Origin of the sequence: Proteus sp. HMSC14B05 (assembly GCF_001808035.1) — a bacterium.
GTDB classification, from domain to species: Bacteria; Pseudomonadota; Gammaproteobacteria; order Enterobacterales; family Enterobacteriaceae; genus Proteus; species Proteus mirabilis.
This window is the reverse complement of record NZ_KV791961.1, coordinates 111,111-126,750: the sequence shown is the minus strand read 5'-3', so window position 1 is coordinate 126,750 and position 15,640 is coordinate 111,111. Positions and strand designations below refer to the sequence as shown.

Annotated in this window: 20 protein-coding genes; 2 read left to right on the top strand and 18 right to left on the bottom strand. The window is 40.7% G+C overall.

From position 1 onward, the window contains the following. Nucleotides 1-17: 17 nt before the first annotated feature. From HMPREF3129_RS01120 to yceD, 17 genes are all read right to left on the bottom strand, one after another. Nucleotides 18-929 (bottom strand): phosphotransferase, encoded by a 912-nt coding sequence (locus HMPREF3129_RS01120; protein WP_036918193.1) that lies wholly within the window; start codon nucleotides 927-929, stop codon nucleotides 18-20. Beyond that, nucleotides 922-1,503 carry a penicillin-binding protein activator LpoB gene (locus tag HMPREF3129_RS01115; protein WP_004247096.1) on the bottom strand — a complete coding sequence of 194 codons (582 nt, stop codon included), beginning with the start codon at nucleotides 1,501-1,503 and terminating at the stop codon, nucleotides 922-924. The genes HMPREF3129_RS01120 and HMPREF3129_RS01115 overlap by 8 nt, the downstream gene beginning before the upstream one ends. A gap of 14 nt (nucleotides 1,504-1,517) precedes the next feature. Next, on the bottom strand, nucleotides 1,518-1,919 hold the full coding sequence (locus HMPREF3129_RS01110) for a YcfL family putative periplasmic lipoprotein (protein ID WP_004247095.1): 402 nt from the start codon (nucleotides 1,917-1,919) through the stop codon (nucleotides 1,518-1,520). Nucleotides 1,920-1,960: 41 nt separating this feature from the next. Continuing rightward, the gene (gene hinT / locus HMPREF3129_RS01105) at nucleotides 1,961-2,311 is read right to left on the bottom strand and encodes a purine nucleoside phosphoramidase (protein WP_004247827.1); all 351 of its coding nucleotides are present in this window, start codon (nucleotides 2,309-2,311) and stop codon (nucleotides 1,961-1,963) included. Between the two features lie 64 nt (nucleotides 2,312-2,375). Next, nucleotides 2,376-3,161, bottom strand: a complete 786-nt coding sequence (locus tag HMPREF3129_RS01100) for a metal-dependent hydrolase (RefSeq protein WP_004247093.1) — start codon at nucleotides 3,159-3,161, stop codon at nucleotides 2,376-2,378. Nucleotides 3,162-3,228: 67 nt separating this feature from the next. Continuing rightward, entirely contained in the window at nucleotides 3,229-4,215 is a 987-nt protein-coding gene (holB, locus tag HMPREF3129_RS01095) for a DNA polymerase III subunit delta' (protein ID WP_004247092.1), read from the bottom strand. Beyond that, nucleotides 4,212-4,856 (bottom strand): dTMP kinase, encoded by a 645-nt coding sequence (gene tmk, locus HMPREF3129_RS01090; protein WP_004247091.1) that lies wholly within the window; start codon nucleotides 4,854-4,856, stop codon nucleotides 4,212-4,214. The genes holB and tmk overlap by 4 nt, the downstream gene beginning before the upstream one ends. Nucleotides 4,857-4,858: 2 nt before the next feature. Continuing rightward, the gene (gene mltG / locus HMPREF3129_RS01085) at nucleotides 4,859-5,881 is read right to left on the bottom strand and encodes an endolytic transglycosylase MltG (protein WP_004247090.1); all 1,023 of its coding nucleotides are present in this window, start codon (nucleotides 5,879-5,881) and stop codon (nucleotides 4,859-4,861) included. Between the two features lie 17 nt (nucleotides 5,882-5,898). Beyond that, nucleotides 5,899-6,726 (bottom strand): aminodeoxychorismate lyase, encoded by an 828-nt coding sequence (pabC, locus tag HMPREF3129_RS01080; protein WP_004247089.1) that lies wholly within the window; start codon nucleotides 6,724-6,726, stop codon nucleotides 5,899-5,901. Between the two features lie 144 nt (nucleotides 6,727-6,870). Then, the gene (fabF, locus tag HMPREF3129_RS01075; protein WP_004247823.1) at nucleotides 6,871-8,112 is read right to left on the bottom strand and encodes a beta-ketoacyl-ACP synthase II; all 1,242 of its coding nucleotides are present in this window, start codon (nucleotides 8,110-8,112) and stop codon (nucleotides 6,871-6,873) included. A 74-nt stretch (nucleotides 8,113-8,186) separates the two neighbouring features. Beyond that, the gene (acpP, locus tag HMPREF3129_RS01070) at nucleotides 8,187-8,423 is read right to left on the bottom strand and encodes an acyl carrier protein (RefSeq protein ID WP_004247087.1); all 237 of its coding nucleotides are present in this window, start codon (nucleotides 8,421-8,423) and stop codon (nucleotides 8,187-8,189) included. 157 nt (nucleotides 8,424-8,580) lie between these two features. After that, complete coding sequence (fabG, locus tag HMPREF3129_RS01065; RefSeq protein WP_004247085.1) at nucleotides 8,581-9,315, bottom strand: 3-oxoacyl-ACP reductase FabG; 735 nt, start codon at nucleotides 9,313-9,315, stop codon at nucleotides 8,581-8,583. Nucleotides 9,316-9,323: 8 nt separating this feature from the next. Next, the gene (gene fabD, locus HMPREF3129_RS01060) at nucleotides 9,324-10,256 is read right to left on the bottom strand and encodes an ACP S-malonyltransferase (RefSeq protein WP_012367763.1); all 933 of its coding nucleotides are present in this window, start codon (nucleotides 10,254-10,256) and stop codon (nucleotides 9,324-9,326) included. Nucleotides 10,257-10,275: 19 nt separating this feature from the next. Then, nucleotides 10,276-11,229 (bottom strand): beta-ketoacyl-ACP synthase III, encoded by a 954-nt coding sequence (locus HMPREF3129_RS01055; protein ID WP_004247821.1) that lies wholly within the window; start codon nucleotides 11,227-11,229, stop codon nucleotides 10,276-10,278. Between the two features lie 4 nt (nucleotides 11,230-11,233). After that, nucleotides 11,234-12,271 carry a phosphate acyltransferase PlsX gene (gene plsX / locus HMPREF3129_RS01050; protein ID WP_012367762.1) on the bottom strand — a complete coding sequence of 346 codons (1,038 nt, stop codon included), beginning with the start codon at nucleotides 12,269-12,271 and terminating at the stop codon, nucleotides 11,234-11,236. Between the two features lie 24 nt (nucleotides 12,272-12,295). Beyond that, on the bottom strand, nucleotides 12,296-12,466 hold the full coding sequence (gene rpmF / locus HMPREF3129_RS01045) for a 50S ribosomal protein L32 (RefSeq protein WP_004247080.1): 171 nt from the start codon (nucleotides 12,464-12,466) through the stop codon (nucleotides 12,296-12,298). A 5-nt stretch (nucleotides 12,467-12,471) separates the two neighbouring features. Next, nucleotides 12,472-13,005, bottom strand: a complete 534-nt coding sequence (yceD, locus tag HMPREF3129_RS01040; RefSeq protein WP_004247079.1) for a 23S rRNA accumulation protein YceD — start codon at nucleotides 13,003-13,005, stop codon at nucleotides 12,472-12,474. Between the two features lie 141 nt (nucleotides 13,006-13,146). On the opposite strand from yceD, the gene HMPREF3129_RS01035 reads away from it, so the two are divergent. Next, a complete protein-coding gene (locus tag HMPREF3129_RS01035; protein WP_004247078.1) occupies nucleotides 13,147-13,746 on the top strand; it encodes a Maf family protein in 600 nt (199 codons plus the stop codon). 65 nt (nucleotides 13,747-13,811) lie between these two features. Further along, nucleotides 13,812-14,189, top strand: a complete 378-nt coding sequence (locus tag HMPREF3129_RS01030; protein ID WP_223231955.1) for a hypothetical protein — start codon at nucleotides 13,812-13,814, stop codon at nucleotides 14,187-14,189. Between the two features lie 106 nt (nucleotides 14,190-14,295). Here the strand turns inward: HMPREF3129_RS01030 and rluC are convergent, their stop codons facing one another. After that, the gene (rluC, locus tag HMPREF3129_RS01025; RefSeq protein WP_004247076.1) at nucleotides 14,296-15,249 is read right to left on the bottom strand and encodes a 23S rRNA pseudouridine(955/2504/2580) synthase RluC; all 954 of its coding nucleotides are present in this window, start codon (nucleotides 15,247-15,249) and stop codon (nucleotides 14,296-14,298) included. Between the last annotated feature and the right edge of the window lie 391 nt (nucleotides 15,250-15,640).

Below are 15,640 nucleotides of genomic sequence, written 5' to 3'. Positions count from 1 at the left end.
GCAATAATAAAATCTTTTCAATTCATCAGACTAAAATAGCGACGTAAAGGTTCAGACATAGCCAAAAACGCGTTATCTTTGGTTTGTTGCCAACGAACCTCATACCACATCAGCATCATATACAAGATAAAGGGTTCTCTTGATAAAATACGCTGCTTTAATACGTTAACCGAATAAAACGGCTGCTGTTGTGGGTGTTGCCTATTTTGCTGATCATTATTTAATTCAGTATAGTGATGATATGCACAATACTCATGTAAAAATGCTGTTTGTTGTGCGCTGTTTAACTGATTTGCGGCAAAAAATGTCATTAATGAATCTGCCGTATCAATATCAGCAGCATATTCCCAATCAATAAATTTTATACCTGAATCGCTCAGAAGAATATTCTCAGGATGAAGATCCATGTGAGCTGGCGCGTATTTTATGAGTGTACGTCGAGGTTGACGTAAAAAATCGTGATGTAAACGTAACCACTTTGGTGATAATCGTTTTCTGTCAATATGATACCAATAGACTGAAAGTTCATGCCACAAATCAAGAGGAAGCCCAAAAGGTTTTTGCTGATGTAACTTAGCAATTTGATGAGCTAATAATTTGAGATGGGAGCCAAATAACTGCTGATGAGTAAGATGCTCACCCTCTAGCCACTGGAAAAAAAACCATGCACCATGGCGTTTAATAATATTTGGTGCAAGCTGAGTATTTAATAACTGTTTTAAAATCGAAGACTCTTTTTTAGCCCTGACAAAAAGTGCCGTTTTTTCAGAACCATAATAACGAGCGACCCAATCTATCCCATTACTTTGCAAACGAAAAGTACCGCCCCCTAATCCCGCTAAGGCGGTTATTTGCCACTGTGATAAGGGTATTGCGGGAAACCATTCCCGCAATAGGCTCAATAACTGTTGTTGATAAGACTTACTCAACCTTATGGCGCCCGCTCCAGAGTATTTCTCCGCTCGCAACCGACATTAATTGCATGCTGATCACACGATTATCTTTCTTACCATCGACAGTAGAAAACAAAATATAGTCTGCTTGCAAATAACGCGCTAAACCAATTGCCGCACTGCGCAATCCTAAGCTATCTTCACCGGATAGTCCTAATGCTTTTCTTGCTGACATCATTTGTGCATAAGGAACTGTTTGTAATGCACTAATACTATTTACCGAGTCGATAATTGTGTTAGTAGCATTAACAGCTTGGATGTTTCCGCCCGAATTATTTTTTACATTATCAACCACTAATAATTTGCCAGTTGCTAAATCATCAGTGACAGACATCTCTCTAATTAATGGCTGAATGGCCGCGTTCCAATTAATACTGGTTATTTTTGGCGGTGTTGGTACAACCTCTATGGGTGGCTCGATAGGTTTAGGTGGCTCTGTTGGCTCTGTGGGAGTAACAGGCTCTACAGGTGCTGGGGGTTGTTGTGGTAACATCGATGGACAACCTGCCAGTAAAAATACCGCTGCCACCACAAATAGCATTTTTTTCATATGACTACCTTATCCTAAGTAAAGAGATAGACTCTGACATAACTTACTGTTTTATTGGGTATATCAGCACTGATCTCAGTATCACCATCGCCCAAAATCATTACATCATTTACGCGGCCTGCCGGCGAAATTTCCAGTCCTTGCTCGTTATACCAATAAAAACGATAACGAATAGAGACAGGATAAGATCGCGTATTCGATAACGTCACCGTGGCGCGACTCCCCTGTTCATAACGCGTCAATAATGGTTTGCCTGCCACAATACCTACAGCTAAAACCGACGGCTCCATCACAATAGATTGTTGACGATTAAAATAGAGTTTATTGTCTGAATGAGACGCAAAACATCCAGCCAATAACGTTGTCATCAACAATACTATAAGTAATGAATAAACCCTTTTAGCTTGTTTTATCATGCTGCTACCTTGTTGCCATGATGATCTATTATCACATTAGATTATTTGCTTAATAATGGCCCTAATGGTTTTCCACCTAAAAGATGCATATGAATATGGAAAACTTCTTGCCCACCATGTTTATTGCAATTCATTACTAAACGATATCCCTCTTCTGCAATACCTTCTTGCTGAGCAATTTTAGCTGCCACAACAAATAGATGACCTAAAACTTGTTCATCTTGTGCAGTAACATCGTTTACCGTTGGAATAAGTTTATTGGGGATAATTAAAATATGAGTAGGCGCTTGGGGTGAAATATCACGAAATGCAGTGACAGTATCATCTTGAAAAACGATATCTGCAGGAATTTCACCACGAATAATTTTACTAAAAATTGTCTCTTCTGCCATTTTTATCACCTTATTATTTATTTTAATTCCTAGCCATCACTCGCCAATATTTCTATTGAACAACTTAGTCTGCGAGGTTTGGTATTTGAAAAAGTGTTGCAAAATTACGGGTGGTTTGCTGAGCAAGCTCTTCTATGCTCACCCCTTTTAATACGGCCATATACTCAGCAACATCACGTACATAAGCGGGTTGGTTCTCTTTACCACGATGAGGCACTGGCGCTAAATATGGCGAATCCGTTTCAACCAGAATACGATCAAGTGGTACGATACGTGCAGCTTCTCTAATTTGCTCGGCATTTCTAAATGTCACAATGCCTGAAAAAGAGATGTACATACCAAGATCAAGTAGCGCCATTGCTGTTTCTTTGTCTTCCGTAAAACAGTGCAATACACCGCCACAGTCTTGAACCTTTTCTTCTTTTAAAATAGTTAGCGTATCTTCACGAGCGCTACGCGTATGTACAATAACAGGTTTATTAACTTGGCGCCCAATGCGAATATGTTCACGGAAAATTTCACGCTGAAGTGACGCATTTTCTTGTTGATAATAGTAGTCTAAACCTGTTTCGCCTAATGCAACAACATCGGCCTCAGCTGCAAGGCGCGCAAGCTCAGCGACATCGTGTCCCTCATCAAGGTTTAATGGGTGAATCCCACAAGAAAAAGCCACATTATCACGCTTGCCGATCAGTTCGCGCATATTTTTAAAGCCAGGTAATGTTGTTGCGACAGCTAACATATATTTGACATCACGCTGTTGTGCTTTTTCTACAACATCATCAATATTTTTGTGCAGTTTTTCATAATCTAAGCTGTCAAGATGGCAGTGTGAATCAACTAAAAACATAATGTACTCTCATCGTTATATAACTTTATATTATTTCTTTTACTTGTCTGCTAAATGGAAAGGGAAATTATTTCCCTAGAGCAACTAGCTGGGCTTCCCAATCAAGTAACTGTTCTGCCAACAATAGCTCTTTATTGATTGCTGGAATGGTAACTAATTGATGGCGACACTGTTTCCAACTTTCGCTCACCGCTAACAACATTGCAGAAGGCAACTGTGATAACGCCATAATTAATGGCTGCTTATCTTGGTTGACACAATACACTTCAGCATGAGTTTGTCGTTTTAAAGCATCCAACAGTAATGATAATAACCAATAGATCTTACGTTCAGCATTATCTTGATTGAACTGAGCTAACAACCCATATAAATTTTGTTGTTGTAAGCTAACATATAACGCTTGGCAGAAGGCTTCCCTTTCTTGCCATTCTTGTTTTAGTAATGATAACGCTAAAACGGGCGCACCTTGAGATAGGTTTAATGCTGTGACACCATCGGCATAAGCCATATTAGGTAGCTGTTGTTGTAGCCAATGTATCGCATAATTCATCTCAGGCGGTGCTAAATGGTAATAGAAACAGCGACTACGTAGTGTTGCTAGCAATATTTCAGGTTGTTGACAATTCAATAAAAAATAGCAATTAACTGGTGGCTCTTCTAAGGTCTTTAATAACGCATTGGCTGCCGCTTCTGTTAATGCCTCAACCTCTTTTATCCATACCACTCGTGAGCCACCTTGTTGTGCATGGTGCTCAAGCTTTTCGGTGACTTTTCTAACCGCTTCGATCCCTATTGATGACTTTCCCTTTTCATTTTGCAAGATATGCCAATCTGGATGTGTTTCTGCCAACATCAAACGGCAACTATGACACTCATTACAGCTTTTTGAACCCTGCTTATTCTGACACATTAACCAACGACTTAATCCATAAGAAAGTGCATCAGCCCCCATTCCTTGAGATGCATGCAACAAAATCGCATGATGACCACGCCCTTCTTGGTACATACTTACCAGTTGTCGATATGCCTGATTTAACCAAGGATACCAATTCATAATGCGCTATTTTCCTGAGTCAGCCACTGATTGAGTACATCGCGAATATCCGCTTGTACTTTATCAATATCTTGTGATGCATCAATGGTAATAATCGAGGCGTCTTCTTTTGCTAATGCTTGATAACGTTCACGAGTGCGGTAAAAAAAGTCCATAGACTCTTTTTCTATTCTGTCCAATTCACCTCTTGCTCGTGCTCTGGCTAGACCGACGGCCGGATCTAAATCAAGATAAAGGGTAAGATCAGGTTTAAAATCTGCTAATACCGTATCACGTAGTGACTTCATCAGGGCTTTGTCTATTCCTCTACCACCACCTTGATATGCTTGTGAAGAGAGATCGTGTCTATCCCCTATCACCCACTTACCTTGGGCTAAAGCTGGTTTTATCACATTTTCAACCAGTTGCACTCGTGCAGCATATAACATTAGCAATTCAGCTTTATCGGTAACTTTTTCGCCTTCAATACCTTGTTTAATCAATTCCCGTAATTTTTCTGCAAGCGGAGTTCCCCCCGGCTCGCGCGTAAAGGCCAAATCGGTGATCCCTTGTTGTTTTAATGTATCAACAACCGTTTGAATAGCACTGGTTTTGCCAGCCCCTTCTAATCCTTCAATAACAATAAATTTGCTGTTTTTCATAATTATCTTTGTTGTAAGCGTCGGTATTGTGCGACGGCTTTATTATGCTCCGCCAACGTTGTAGAAAATTTATGCCCCCCAGTGCCATCTGCGACAAAATAGAGATAACGTGTATCCGCAGGATGTGCTGCGGCTTTAATGGAAGCAACACTTGGCATAGCAATCGGTGTTGGCGGTAGCCCATCAATTTGGTAGGTATTGTAAGGCGTATAGCCATTAAGATCACTGCGATAAATTGTACCGCGATATTTATCACCTAACCCATAAATCACAGTGGGATCAGTTTGTAAGCGCATATTACGTTTTAAACGATTAACAAACACTGAGGCCACTTTGGTTCTTTCTGCATCAATGCCAGTCTCTTTTTCAATAATCGATGCCATAATCAACATTTCATAGGCAGATTTATAGGGTAAATCACTATCGCGTTTTAGCCACTCTTCTTCTAATGTTTTTTCCATTTGCTGATAAGCACGTTTTAAAATGGCAATATCCGTCGTGCCTGCAGTGTAATGGTAAGTATCAGGAGCAAACCAACCCTCAAGATGGGTAATTTCAGGCTTCATTCCTATCTCTTGGCGTAACTTATCGCTTTCCATACCATTTGCGACAATCTTTAACTCAGGGGCTTTATCAAAAATAGCTTGCCAATCACTTAAACGGCTACCCTCGATAAATCGAATCGTAAACTGCGCCTCTTTGCCACTTTTTATTAACAGCAAAACATCCCGCAGTGTCATACCTTTTGTTAAACGATAAGTCCCTGCTTTAAATTGACTGAGTTCTGGTTTTACTTTTAATAAAATTTGAAAATAATCTCCTTGTTTAAGAAGATTATTCTTAATAAGCAATTGTTCCATCGCAATACGCCCTGTTCCTGCCGGAACAGTAAGCAGCATTTCATCTTGCTTTACCACAACATTGTTCTCTAACCCACGAAGGCTTTGCATAATATATAATGTGGCTGCGCCAGCGCTAATCAATAATGCAAAAAAGGCTATCCAAACTAATTTTTTTATCTTCATTTATAACTCATCAAACGTTAAGTCAGTGACAAACAGTGTTGTAAAACAACATGGTAAGCGTCTCTATCGCGATATTGATAGTGCTTATCATCTGAAAAATAGATCTGTTTTACGGGAATAATGGGCATCAGTGCATTGGTTAACCAAATTTCATCTGCTTGATAGAGCGTTTGCGGTTTTTCTCGCACAATGTGAATATCCCAGTCCAATTGTTGCGCAAAATCTAATACCTGCTGGCGCATGATCCCATTCACACCCGAAAGGCTAATATCCGGGGTAAATAATTGATTTCCTTTACGCCAGAAAAGGTTTGCGGCATTCGCTTCAACTAAATATCCTTCATTGTCACACACTAACATGTCATCAAATGGGGTTGTTTCTAAATGGTGTTTAATCAGCACTTGCTCTAAGCGATTAAGATGCTTGATACCGGCTAATAAACTATTTTGTCCCAATCTCACTGGGCTAATGGCTAAAGAAACCCCTTGCTTTTGTAAGTTATGATAATAAAACGGGTAAGTTGAGCAGGATGTGATCACTGTGGGTGTGTCAAAGCCTTTCGATGAATAGCCTCGCCCACCGCTTCCGCGGCTAATAATCACCTTAATAACACTTTTTTCAGTGATTGTGGACGCTATTTGTAGAAGATGGCTGGCTAACCATTGCCAGTCTGGTGAGGGTAAAAACAGTGCATCACAACCGCGTTGTAAACGCTTAAGGTGAGCAGATAATAGAATAGGTTTACCTTGTTCAACGGCAAGTGTTGTAAAACAGCCATCACCAAATTGTACCGCGCGATCACTCACATTGATGCTTTGTTGCTGTTGTCCATTTACCCAATACATCAAACACCTTATTTATAATCTATGTTATTGATATTTTTTGTACATGATAAACAAGTTAATGTAAAAGGACAAAGCTATAGATAAAATAAAAGACCCAGCATGACGTCTGGGTCTTTAGACTAATTCAATACGCGAATAAGCGGTTTACACACGCTTAAAGAGAATCGAACCGTTGGTACCGCCAAAGCCAAATGAGTTACATAGTGCATAATCCATGTTCTCAACTTTACGCGCTTTATGTGGTACGAAATCAAGGTGACAATGTTCATCTTGATTATCAAGATTGATTGTTGGCGGTACAATTTGGTCACGTAAAGACAAAATAGTAAAGATAGACTCAATCGCCCCGGCAGCACCTAATAAGTGACCCGTCATCGATTTTGTTGAGCTAACTAATACATCAGTCCCTTTGCCAAATACCGTTTCAACAGCTTGCGCTTCTGCAATATCACCCGCATTAGTAGAAGTACCATGCGCGTTGATATAACCGACATCAGCAGCAGTAATACCCGCATCTTTCAATGCGTTTTCCATTGCAAGTGCACCACCCGCACCATTTTCTGCAGGAGAGGTCATATGGTAAGCATCACTACTCATACCAAAGCCAACAACTTCTGCATAAATTTTAGCGCCACGTGCTTTAGCGTGTTCATACTCTTCGAGGACTAACACACCTGCACCATCACCTAACACGAAACCATCACGATCTTTATCCCATGGGCGACTTGCCGCTTGAGGATCATCATTACGTGTTGATAATGCACGTACTGCACCAAAACCACCAACACCTAATGGTGTTGTGGCTTTTTCAGCACCGCCCGCTAACATCACATCAGCATCACCATAAGCGATAATACGAGCGGCATGCCCGATATTATGCACACCTGATGTACATGCAGTTGCGATAGAAATGGTCGGTCCACGTAAGCCATAAATAATGCTTAAATGGCCAGCAACCATATTAATGATGGTTGAAGGAACAAAGAATGGGCTAATTTTACGAGGGCCACCATTGATTAATGATGAATGATTTTCCTCGATAAGGCCTAAGCCACCAATACCAGAACCAATAGCAGCTCCGATACGACTTGCATTGGCTTCTGTTACTTCAAGACCTGAATCCGCAATGGCTTGAACACCTGCTGCAATACCATATTGAATAAAGAGATCCATCTTGCGCGCATCTTTACGCGAAAGATTGTAATCTTCATGATTGAAATCTTTTACCAATCCTGCGAATTTAGTCGCATGATGACTGGTGTCAAATTCTTCGATAAGGCCGATACCACTCTGTCCGGCACACACAGCTTTCCAAGAAGCTTCTGCGTTATTACCGACAGGAGATAACATGCCTAGTCCGGTCACAACTACACGACGCTTAGACACGCTTATCCTCCAAGGAGGGAAAAAGTTTAGGATTAAGAATATAGGCGGTCGAGTGACCGCCTAGATTAGCAAGCTTATTTACCTGCGTTTTCAACGTAATCAATAGCAGCTTGAACTGTAGTAATTTTTTCTGCTTCTTCGTCTGGGATTTCGATATCGAATTCTTCTTCCAGAGCCATTACCAGCTCAACTGTGTCAAGAGAATCAGCGCCTAAGTCATCAACAAATGAAGCTGAATTCACAACTTCTTCCTCTTTAACACCCAGTTGTTCAACAATGATTTTCTTAACGCGTTCGTCGATAGTGCTCATACTATTAAATTTCCTATCAAAACTCGCTTGCGCGATGATTTTCTTAGTTTATAAATACAGGAAAAGATCTAACCAATCCCGACTGTGTGGACTACTTTATTCGCTATATTTTGCATTATATTGTACGCAAAAAGCAAATATAAAGACGTCCCCGTAATTAGACCATGTACATGCCGCCATTGACATGCAATGTTTCACCCGTGATATAGCCTGCTTCATCAGAAGCTAAGAAAGCTACAGCACTGGCAATCTCTTTGGCATCACCTAAACGGTTAGCTGGCACTTGAGATAAAATACCGGCTCTTTGGTCTTCTGTTAACGCTCTGGTCATATCAGTTTCGATAAAGCCAGGAGCAACAACATTTACCGTAATGCCACGGGAAGCAACTTCGCGTGCTAATGATTTACTAAAACCAATCACACCCGCTTTTGCTGCCGCGTAGTTTGCCTGTCCAGCATTACCCATGGTTCCAACTACTGAACCAATAGTAATTATGCGACCATAACGTTTTTTCATCATAGCACGCATAACTGCTTTAGACAGACGGAAGACTGATGAAAGATTAGTGTCAATGATATCTTGCCACTCATCATCTTTCATGCGCATCAACAGGTTATCACGAGTAATACCTGCATTATTGACCAAAATATCAATTTCGCCAAATTCCGCGCGCACATCAGCTAAAAATTTTTCAATAGAGTCAGTTTCTGTGACGTTTAACACAAAACCTTTACCTTTATTGCCTAAATATTCGCTGATCGCTTTAGCACCGTTTTCACTCGTTGCTGTACCAATTACGGTAGCACCACATGCTATTAGCTTTTCTGCAATCGCACGGCCAATACCACGGCTTGCACCAGTAACTAGCGCTATTTTTCCGTCAAATCCCATGAGATCCCTCAGTCATTTCCTAATGCAGCGTCTAATGATGCAATATCATTAACTGCCGCAGCGTTCATCTCTTTAGAAATACGTTTCGTTAAACCAGTTAATACTTTACCGGGTCCTATTTCTAATAATTGTGTGATGCCCTTGCCAGCAATAAATTCAACCGTTTCAGTCCAGCGGACTGGGTTATAAAGCTGACGAACTAATGCATCTCGAATAGCATTAGCATCGGTTTGTGCTTTCACATCAACATTATTAACAACTTGAATTTCAGGTTGTTTAAATTCAATTTCTTGCAATGCAACAGCTAACTTATCTGCAGCAGGCTTCATTAAAGCACAGTGAGAAGGCACACTTACCGCTAAAGGTAACGCACGTTTCGCTCCAGCTTCTTTACATAATGCCCCTGCACGCTCTACGGCTTCTTTATTACCCGCAATCACCACTTGACCGGGTGAGTTAAAGTTCACAGGTGAGACAACTTGTCCTTGAGCCGCATCTTCACAAGCTTTTGCAATAGCATCATTATCTAATCCGATAATTGCATACATGGCGCCAGTACCTGCAGGTACAGCCTCTTGCATTAATTGACCGCGCAATTCTACTAGTTTAATCGCCGCAGCAAAATCAATTACGCCAGCACAGACTAAAGCAGAATACTCACCAAGACTGTGACCTGCCATCATTTGTGGCATTTTGCCTTGTTTTTCTTGCCATACTCGCCAAATAGCAACGGATGCTGCTAATAATGCCGGCTGTGTTTTCCATGTTTTGTTTAACTCTTCTTCAGGACCATTTTGCACTAAATCCCAAAGAGAATAACCCAATACATCAGATGCTTGAGCAAATGTTTCTGTCACTATTGGATAATGCTCGGCAAGTTCTGCAAGCATTCCAATCGCTTGTGATCCCTGTCCAGGGAAAACCATTGCAAAATCAGTCATGTTTATTTTCCTGATAATATTAAAAACGGATAAGTGCAGAGCCCCAAGTAAAGCCGCCACCAAACGCTTCTAACAGAATTAACTGCCCACGTTGAATGCGATTGTCTCTTACAGCTTCATCTAATGCTGTAGGAACGGATGCTGCTGACGTATTACCGTGGCGATCTAATGTCACCACGACTTTATCCATTGTCATATCCAGCTTTTTGGCTGTTGCTGAAATAATTCTTAAATTTGCTTGATGAGGCACAAGCCAGTCGAGTTCCGATTTATCAATATGATTCGCTTCTAATGTTTCATCCACAATGTGGGCAAGTTCACGAACTGCGACTTTAAAGACTTCATTCCCTGCCATGGTGACATAAGCAGGTAAGTCTTGATTTTCTCTATCCTGATAAGGCAGAGCTAACAGCTCACCAAAACGCCCATCAGAATGTAAATGTGTAGAAATAATACCTGACTCTTCAGAAGCACCGACAACGACGGCACCAGCAGCATCACCGAAAAGAATAATTGTACCGCGATCGTTAGGATCTAACGCATGTGATAAGCGATCAGCACCAATCACTAAAGCTTGTTTCACCGTGCCAGCCTTAATAAATTGATCAGCGATACTTAACGCGTAAACGAATCCTGAGCACGCGGCTGCAACATCAAACGCGATACAATCAGCAATACCGAGGGCGTGTTGAATTTGACATGCCGCACTCGGAAACGCATGAGAGCCTGATGTTGTGGCAACGATAATTAAGCCAATTTCTTGTCTATCAATATCAGCCATTTCTAATGCATTCTCAGCGGCACTCGCACCCATTTTGGCAACAGTTTCTTCTTCTGTTGCGATACGACGTTCATGAATACCTGTTCTGGTGACAATCCACTCGTCTGATGTATCAACCATTTTTTCTAAATCGGCATTAGTTCGCACTTGTACAGGCAAGTAACTACCAGTACCTAAGATTTTTGTATACATACTATCAATCACTCTTGGGTAATACTGTATTCAGACGTGAGGCAATTCGTTCTGGAATTTGTCGCTCAATGGCCTGAACAGCCTGTTCTATTGCTGCTGTAAACGCGTTTTCATTTGCGCCACCATGGCTTTTAATGACGATACCGCGTAATCCTAACAGAGAAGCACCGTTATACTGGTCGGGGTTCATATGGCCAAAACGCTTATTTAGGCGTTTTTGTAACCATTTCTTCAATAATTTCATCCACCACGACGTTTTTTTATTGTCACCAGTAGAAGATTTAATCAATGAAAGGAAGACTCTAATCACCCCTTCCATTGTTTTAAGGGAAACATTACCTGCGAAGCCGTCACACACCAACACATCTGTTTTGCCGGTCAGTAACTCGTTACCTTCCACATAACCAATATAGTTTATATTTGGTGTCGCCTTAAGAACGGTGGCGGCTTCGCGGATATTATCTAATCCCTTACTCTCTTCTTCACCAATATTTAAAAGTGCCACTTTAGGTGAATGTATACCTGCAATTTCTTCTGCCATCACGGCACCCATAACAGCAAATTGAACTAACATTTGGCTATCACAGTTAACGTTCGCGCCTAAATCAAGAACGACGGTCTTGCTTTTTTTCTGATTAGGTAACACAGAAACCAATGCAGGACGTTCTATTCCATCAATCGCTTTTAGCCGAAGTTTTGCTAACCCCATCAACACACCGGTGTTACCTGCACTTACACATGCCTGTGCTTCCCCTGTTTTCACCAGATCGAGTGCCACGCGCATTGATGTGCCTTTACTTGCTCTAATAGCATGTGAAGGTTTGGCATCATTGGCGACAATATGTTCAGCCGGTATAACATGTAAACGGGAGATTAGCTCAGCATTTTGATTTGCAAGCAGAGGAGAGATAGAGTCTGGTTGACCCACCAGCAATATTTTTAAATGAGGATTAGATGCCAGCGCCCGCAAACATGCAGGCACTGTGATACGAGGACCGAAGTCCCCGCCCATCGCATCTAACGCTATGGTTAGATTTGTCAAAGTATCAACGAGCTATAAAGCTAATTACTTGTTGATAACCTTGCGGCCACGGTAGTAACCGTCAGCAGTTACATGGTGACGCAGGTGAGTTTCACCAGAAGTTTTGTCAACAGAAACATGAGTTGCTGTCAGTGCGTCATGAGAACGACGCATACCACGTTTAGAACGAGTTGGTTTGTTTTGTTGTACGGCCATTGACCTTACTCCTTAGTACTTTTCTTTAAACTGGCTAATACGGCAAATGGATTCGGCTTCTCTGATAATTCTTCAGGGAGTTCACCGAACACTTGTTCCGCGTCGGACACTTCACAGTGTTCAAAATCATGTACCGGAACCACCGGCAAGTTGAGGATTATTTCATCTTCAATCATCGCCAGCAAATCTATTTCACCAAAATCGTCTACGTCGATTGGCTCATATTCTTCCGGTAATGCTTCAGCCCGTTCATCACTAACAACAGGGCTAAAACAATATGTTGTGTGAACATGATAGGGAAAATGGCCCCCGCAACGCTGACACTCTAAAGTGACATCCACATCGGAATGCCCCTTGATGACTGCCAAACGTTGATGGTCAATATCAAATGATAAAGCCACATCAATATTACTGTCCACACTGACCACCGATTCAGCTAAGCGGCTAACTTGCTCAGAGGAATATTGACCGTCATAGTCTAAATTCTTCTGTGCTGCTCGCAGCGCATCAATGGTCAGGGGTAATTTTACCTTTTGCATAAGGCGCGCATATTATCTTTGTAATGGAATATAGTCAAAGAAAAAGGCGGGTTATCTACACCTTTCCACCAAAATTCGCTTTATCAGCGGCGCATAGTTTAGAATGTCGGGCATCATTTTGCTACGGATTTTATAAAAAATATGTTGCCACTGGTTCTTGCGTCGACTTCGCCCTTCCGAGCTCAGCTTCTGAAAAAGCTTGGAATGCCCTTTATACAGGCCTCCCCAAACATTGACGAAACCCCTTTGCCCACAGAGTGTGCACAAGCGTTAGTCACTCGTTTATCCTATGAAAAAGCGCGAGCTTTAGAGGTACAATACCCAAATCACTTAATTATTGGTTCAGATCAGGTTTGTGTACTCAATAAAAAAATTACGGGTAAGCCCCTTAATTTTGAAAACGCTTTTGCACAATTAAAACAAGCATCCGGTCAATGTGTATCATTTTATACTGGATTAACTTTATATAATAGCTCAACATTAGCCTATGAAAGTCATTGTGAATTATTTCAAGTTCACTTTCGGCATTTAACCGATGATGAAATTATCGGCTATTTAAATAAAGAAACACCGTTTTATTGCGCAGGAAGTTTCAAGTCTGAGGGGTTAGGAATTACTCTGTTCGATAAATTAAGCGGTGATGACCCAAATTCTTTAATCGGATTACCACTTATCCGATTGAATAAAATGTTACTCTCACAAAGAATTAACCCATTACTTTCCACAGATAATCAGGAATAGTCGTGATTGTCTTATTTTAATCTTATTTAGCGATAAAGCGTATTATGAATAAATTAGCATCAATTTTGGCAGCTTTAATCCTTACGGCATCGGTAGTAGGTTGCTCTGATGAGAAAGCACCTGACAATTCAGCCGTAAAAGCAGACAACAGTAGTAATGTTGCCCAAAATACTGATCCAAAAAAAGAAGATGAAAGTGCATCTTCATTTAAAAAGAACTTTATTAGTAGTTGCATACTCGGTTCTGGTGTGACTGATGATGCACTAATACCACAAATTACCGAAGTTTGTAGCTGTACTTACGACAACATCATCAAAGATTATGGTATGACCGAATTTATTCGTGTTGATATGGAAATGAGAAAAGACGGCTCTAAATCGCTTCCGAAAGAGTGGAATATCGATAAAATTGTTGAGCAATGTATATCAACCATCACCAAATAACCTTGGCTGGATACTGATCCTATTTTCTAGGACGACAACGGTAAATCATTTGCAAACAAAGTGGGAAAAAATTTTCTCCCACTTTGCTAGTTTGAAAACAGTAGTATTAAGATTTTTGATTGCGTAATACTTGTAAACAGTAACGTAACGTTTTATCCATCGGCGCTTCAATACGCATTTTTTCCCCTGTTGAGGGATGAATAAAGGTTAATGAACTCGCATGTAAAAAGAGACGATTAAGCTTGGTTGAAGCTAATTGTGTATCAAAATCACGATCACCATAGCGATCATCAAAAGCAATAGGATGGCCGGCATGTAATGTATGGACACGAATTTGATGAGTTCGTCCCGTGACAGGACTTGCTTTAACTAAGGTCGCAAATTCAAAGCGCTCTTCTACCTTAAAGCGTGTTTCTGATGGTTTACCTTCACTACTTACTTTAACCACCCGCTCACCACTTTGTAGGATATTTTTCAATAAAGGGGCTTGTACTACTTTTGTATGAGATTGCCATTGACCACGTACTAAGGCTAAATAATCTTTTTGCATCTGTTTTAATCTTAGCTGTTCGTGTAGTGAACGCAGGGCTGAGCGCTTTTTAGCAATCAACAATACCCCAGAGGTATCTCTATCAAGGCGATGCACTAATTCTAGAAATCTCGCTTCTGGGCGCAATGCCCTTAAACCTTCAATCACACCAAAACTGAGTCCGCTACCACCATGTACTGCCGTCCCTGATGGCTTATTAATCAGCATCACATGTTCATCTTCATATAAAATACACTCAGCAAGTGCTGATACTTTTTCTAACTTAGGCGATACCGCATGTTCTTCTTTTTCTGCTACCCGGACAGGAGGAATACGAATGCTATCCCCTGCAGCTAATTTATATTCAGGCTTAATGCGCCCTTTATTAACCCGAACTTCACCTTTGCGGATAATTCGGTAAATCATACTTTTCGGTACACCTTTTAAGCGTGCCAGTAAAAAATTATCAATACGCTGGCCTGCTTCATCGCCATCAATGGTGACGAACTGAACTTGATTAAATGATTTCATAGTGGCGATTTTTTAGCTCTCTTAAAATAAAAAATGACAAACAAATTATTGGTGCACAAAATAACATCAAATTGGGTGCCTATTTTAACCTGATTAATGGGAAAAAGACGAAACATTAACTAATCTCTCATATTTATACAGAAAAAGTCACCAAAGCGGAAAAGTCATCTTGCTATAACCCCAACACCAATGGAATAATGCAGACTCTCCTGATTAAGTTTATCAGGTATATTTATGAAATTTTGTTTGTTTGATATTCAAATGCAGCAATGGCGTAAGACATAGTCGAATATCAAACAATTTAGTATGCCATAAATACATCACTTATTGAGTTGGCACATTACGTCTCAATTAAAGAGTGCTGAATTTTAGAACTGAAAATCAGACTCAC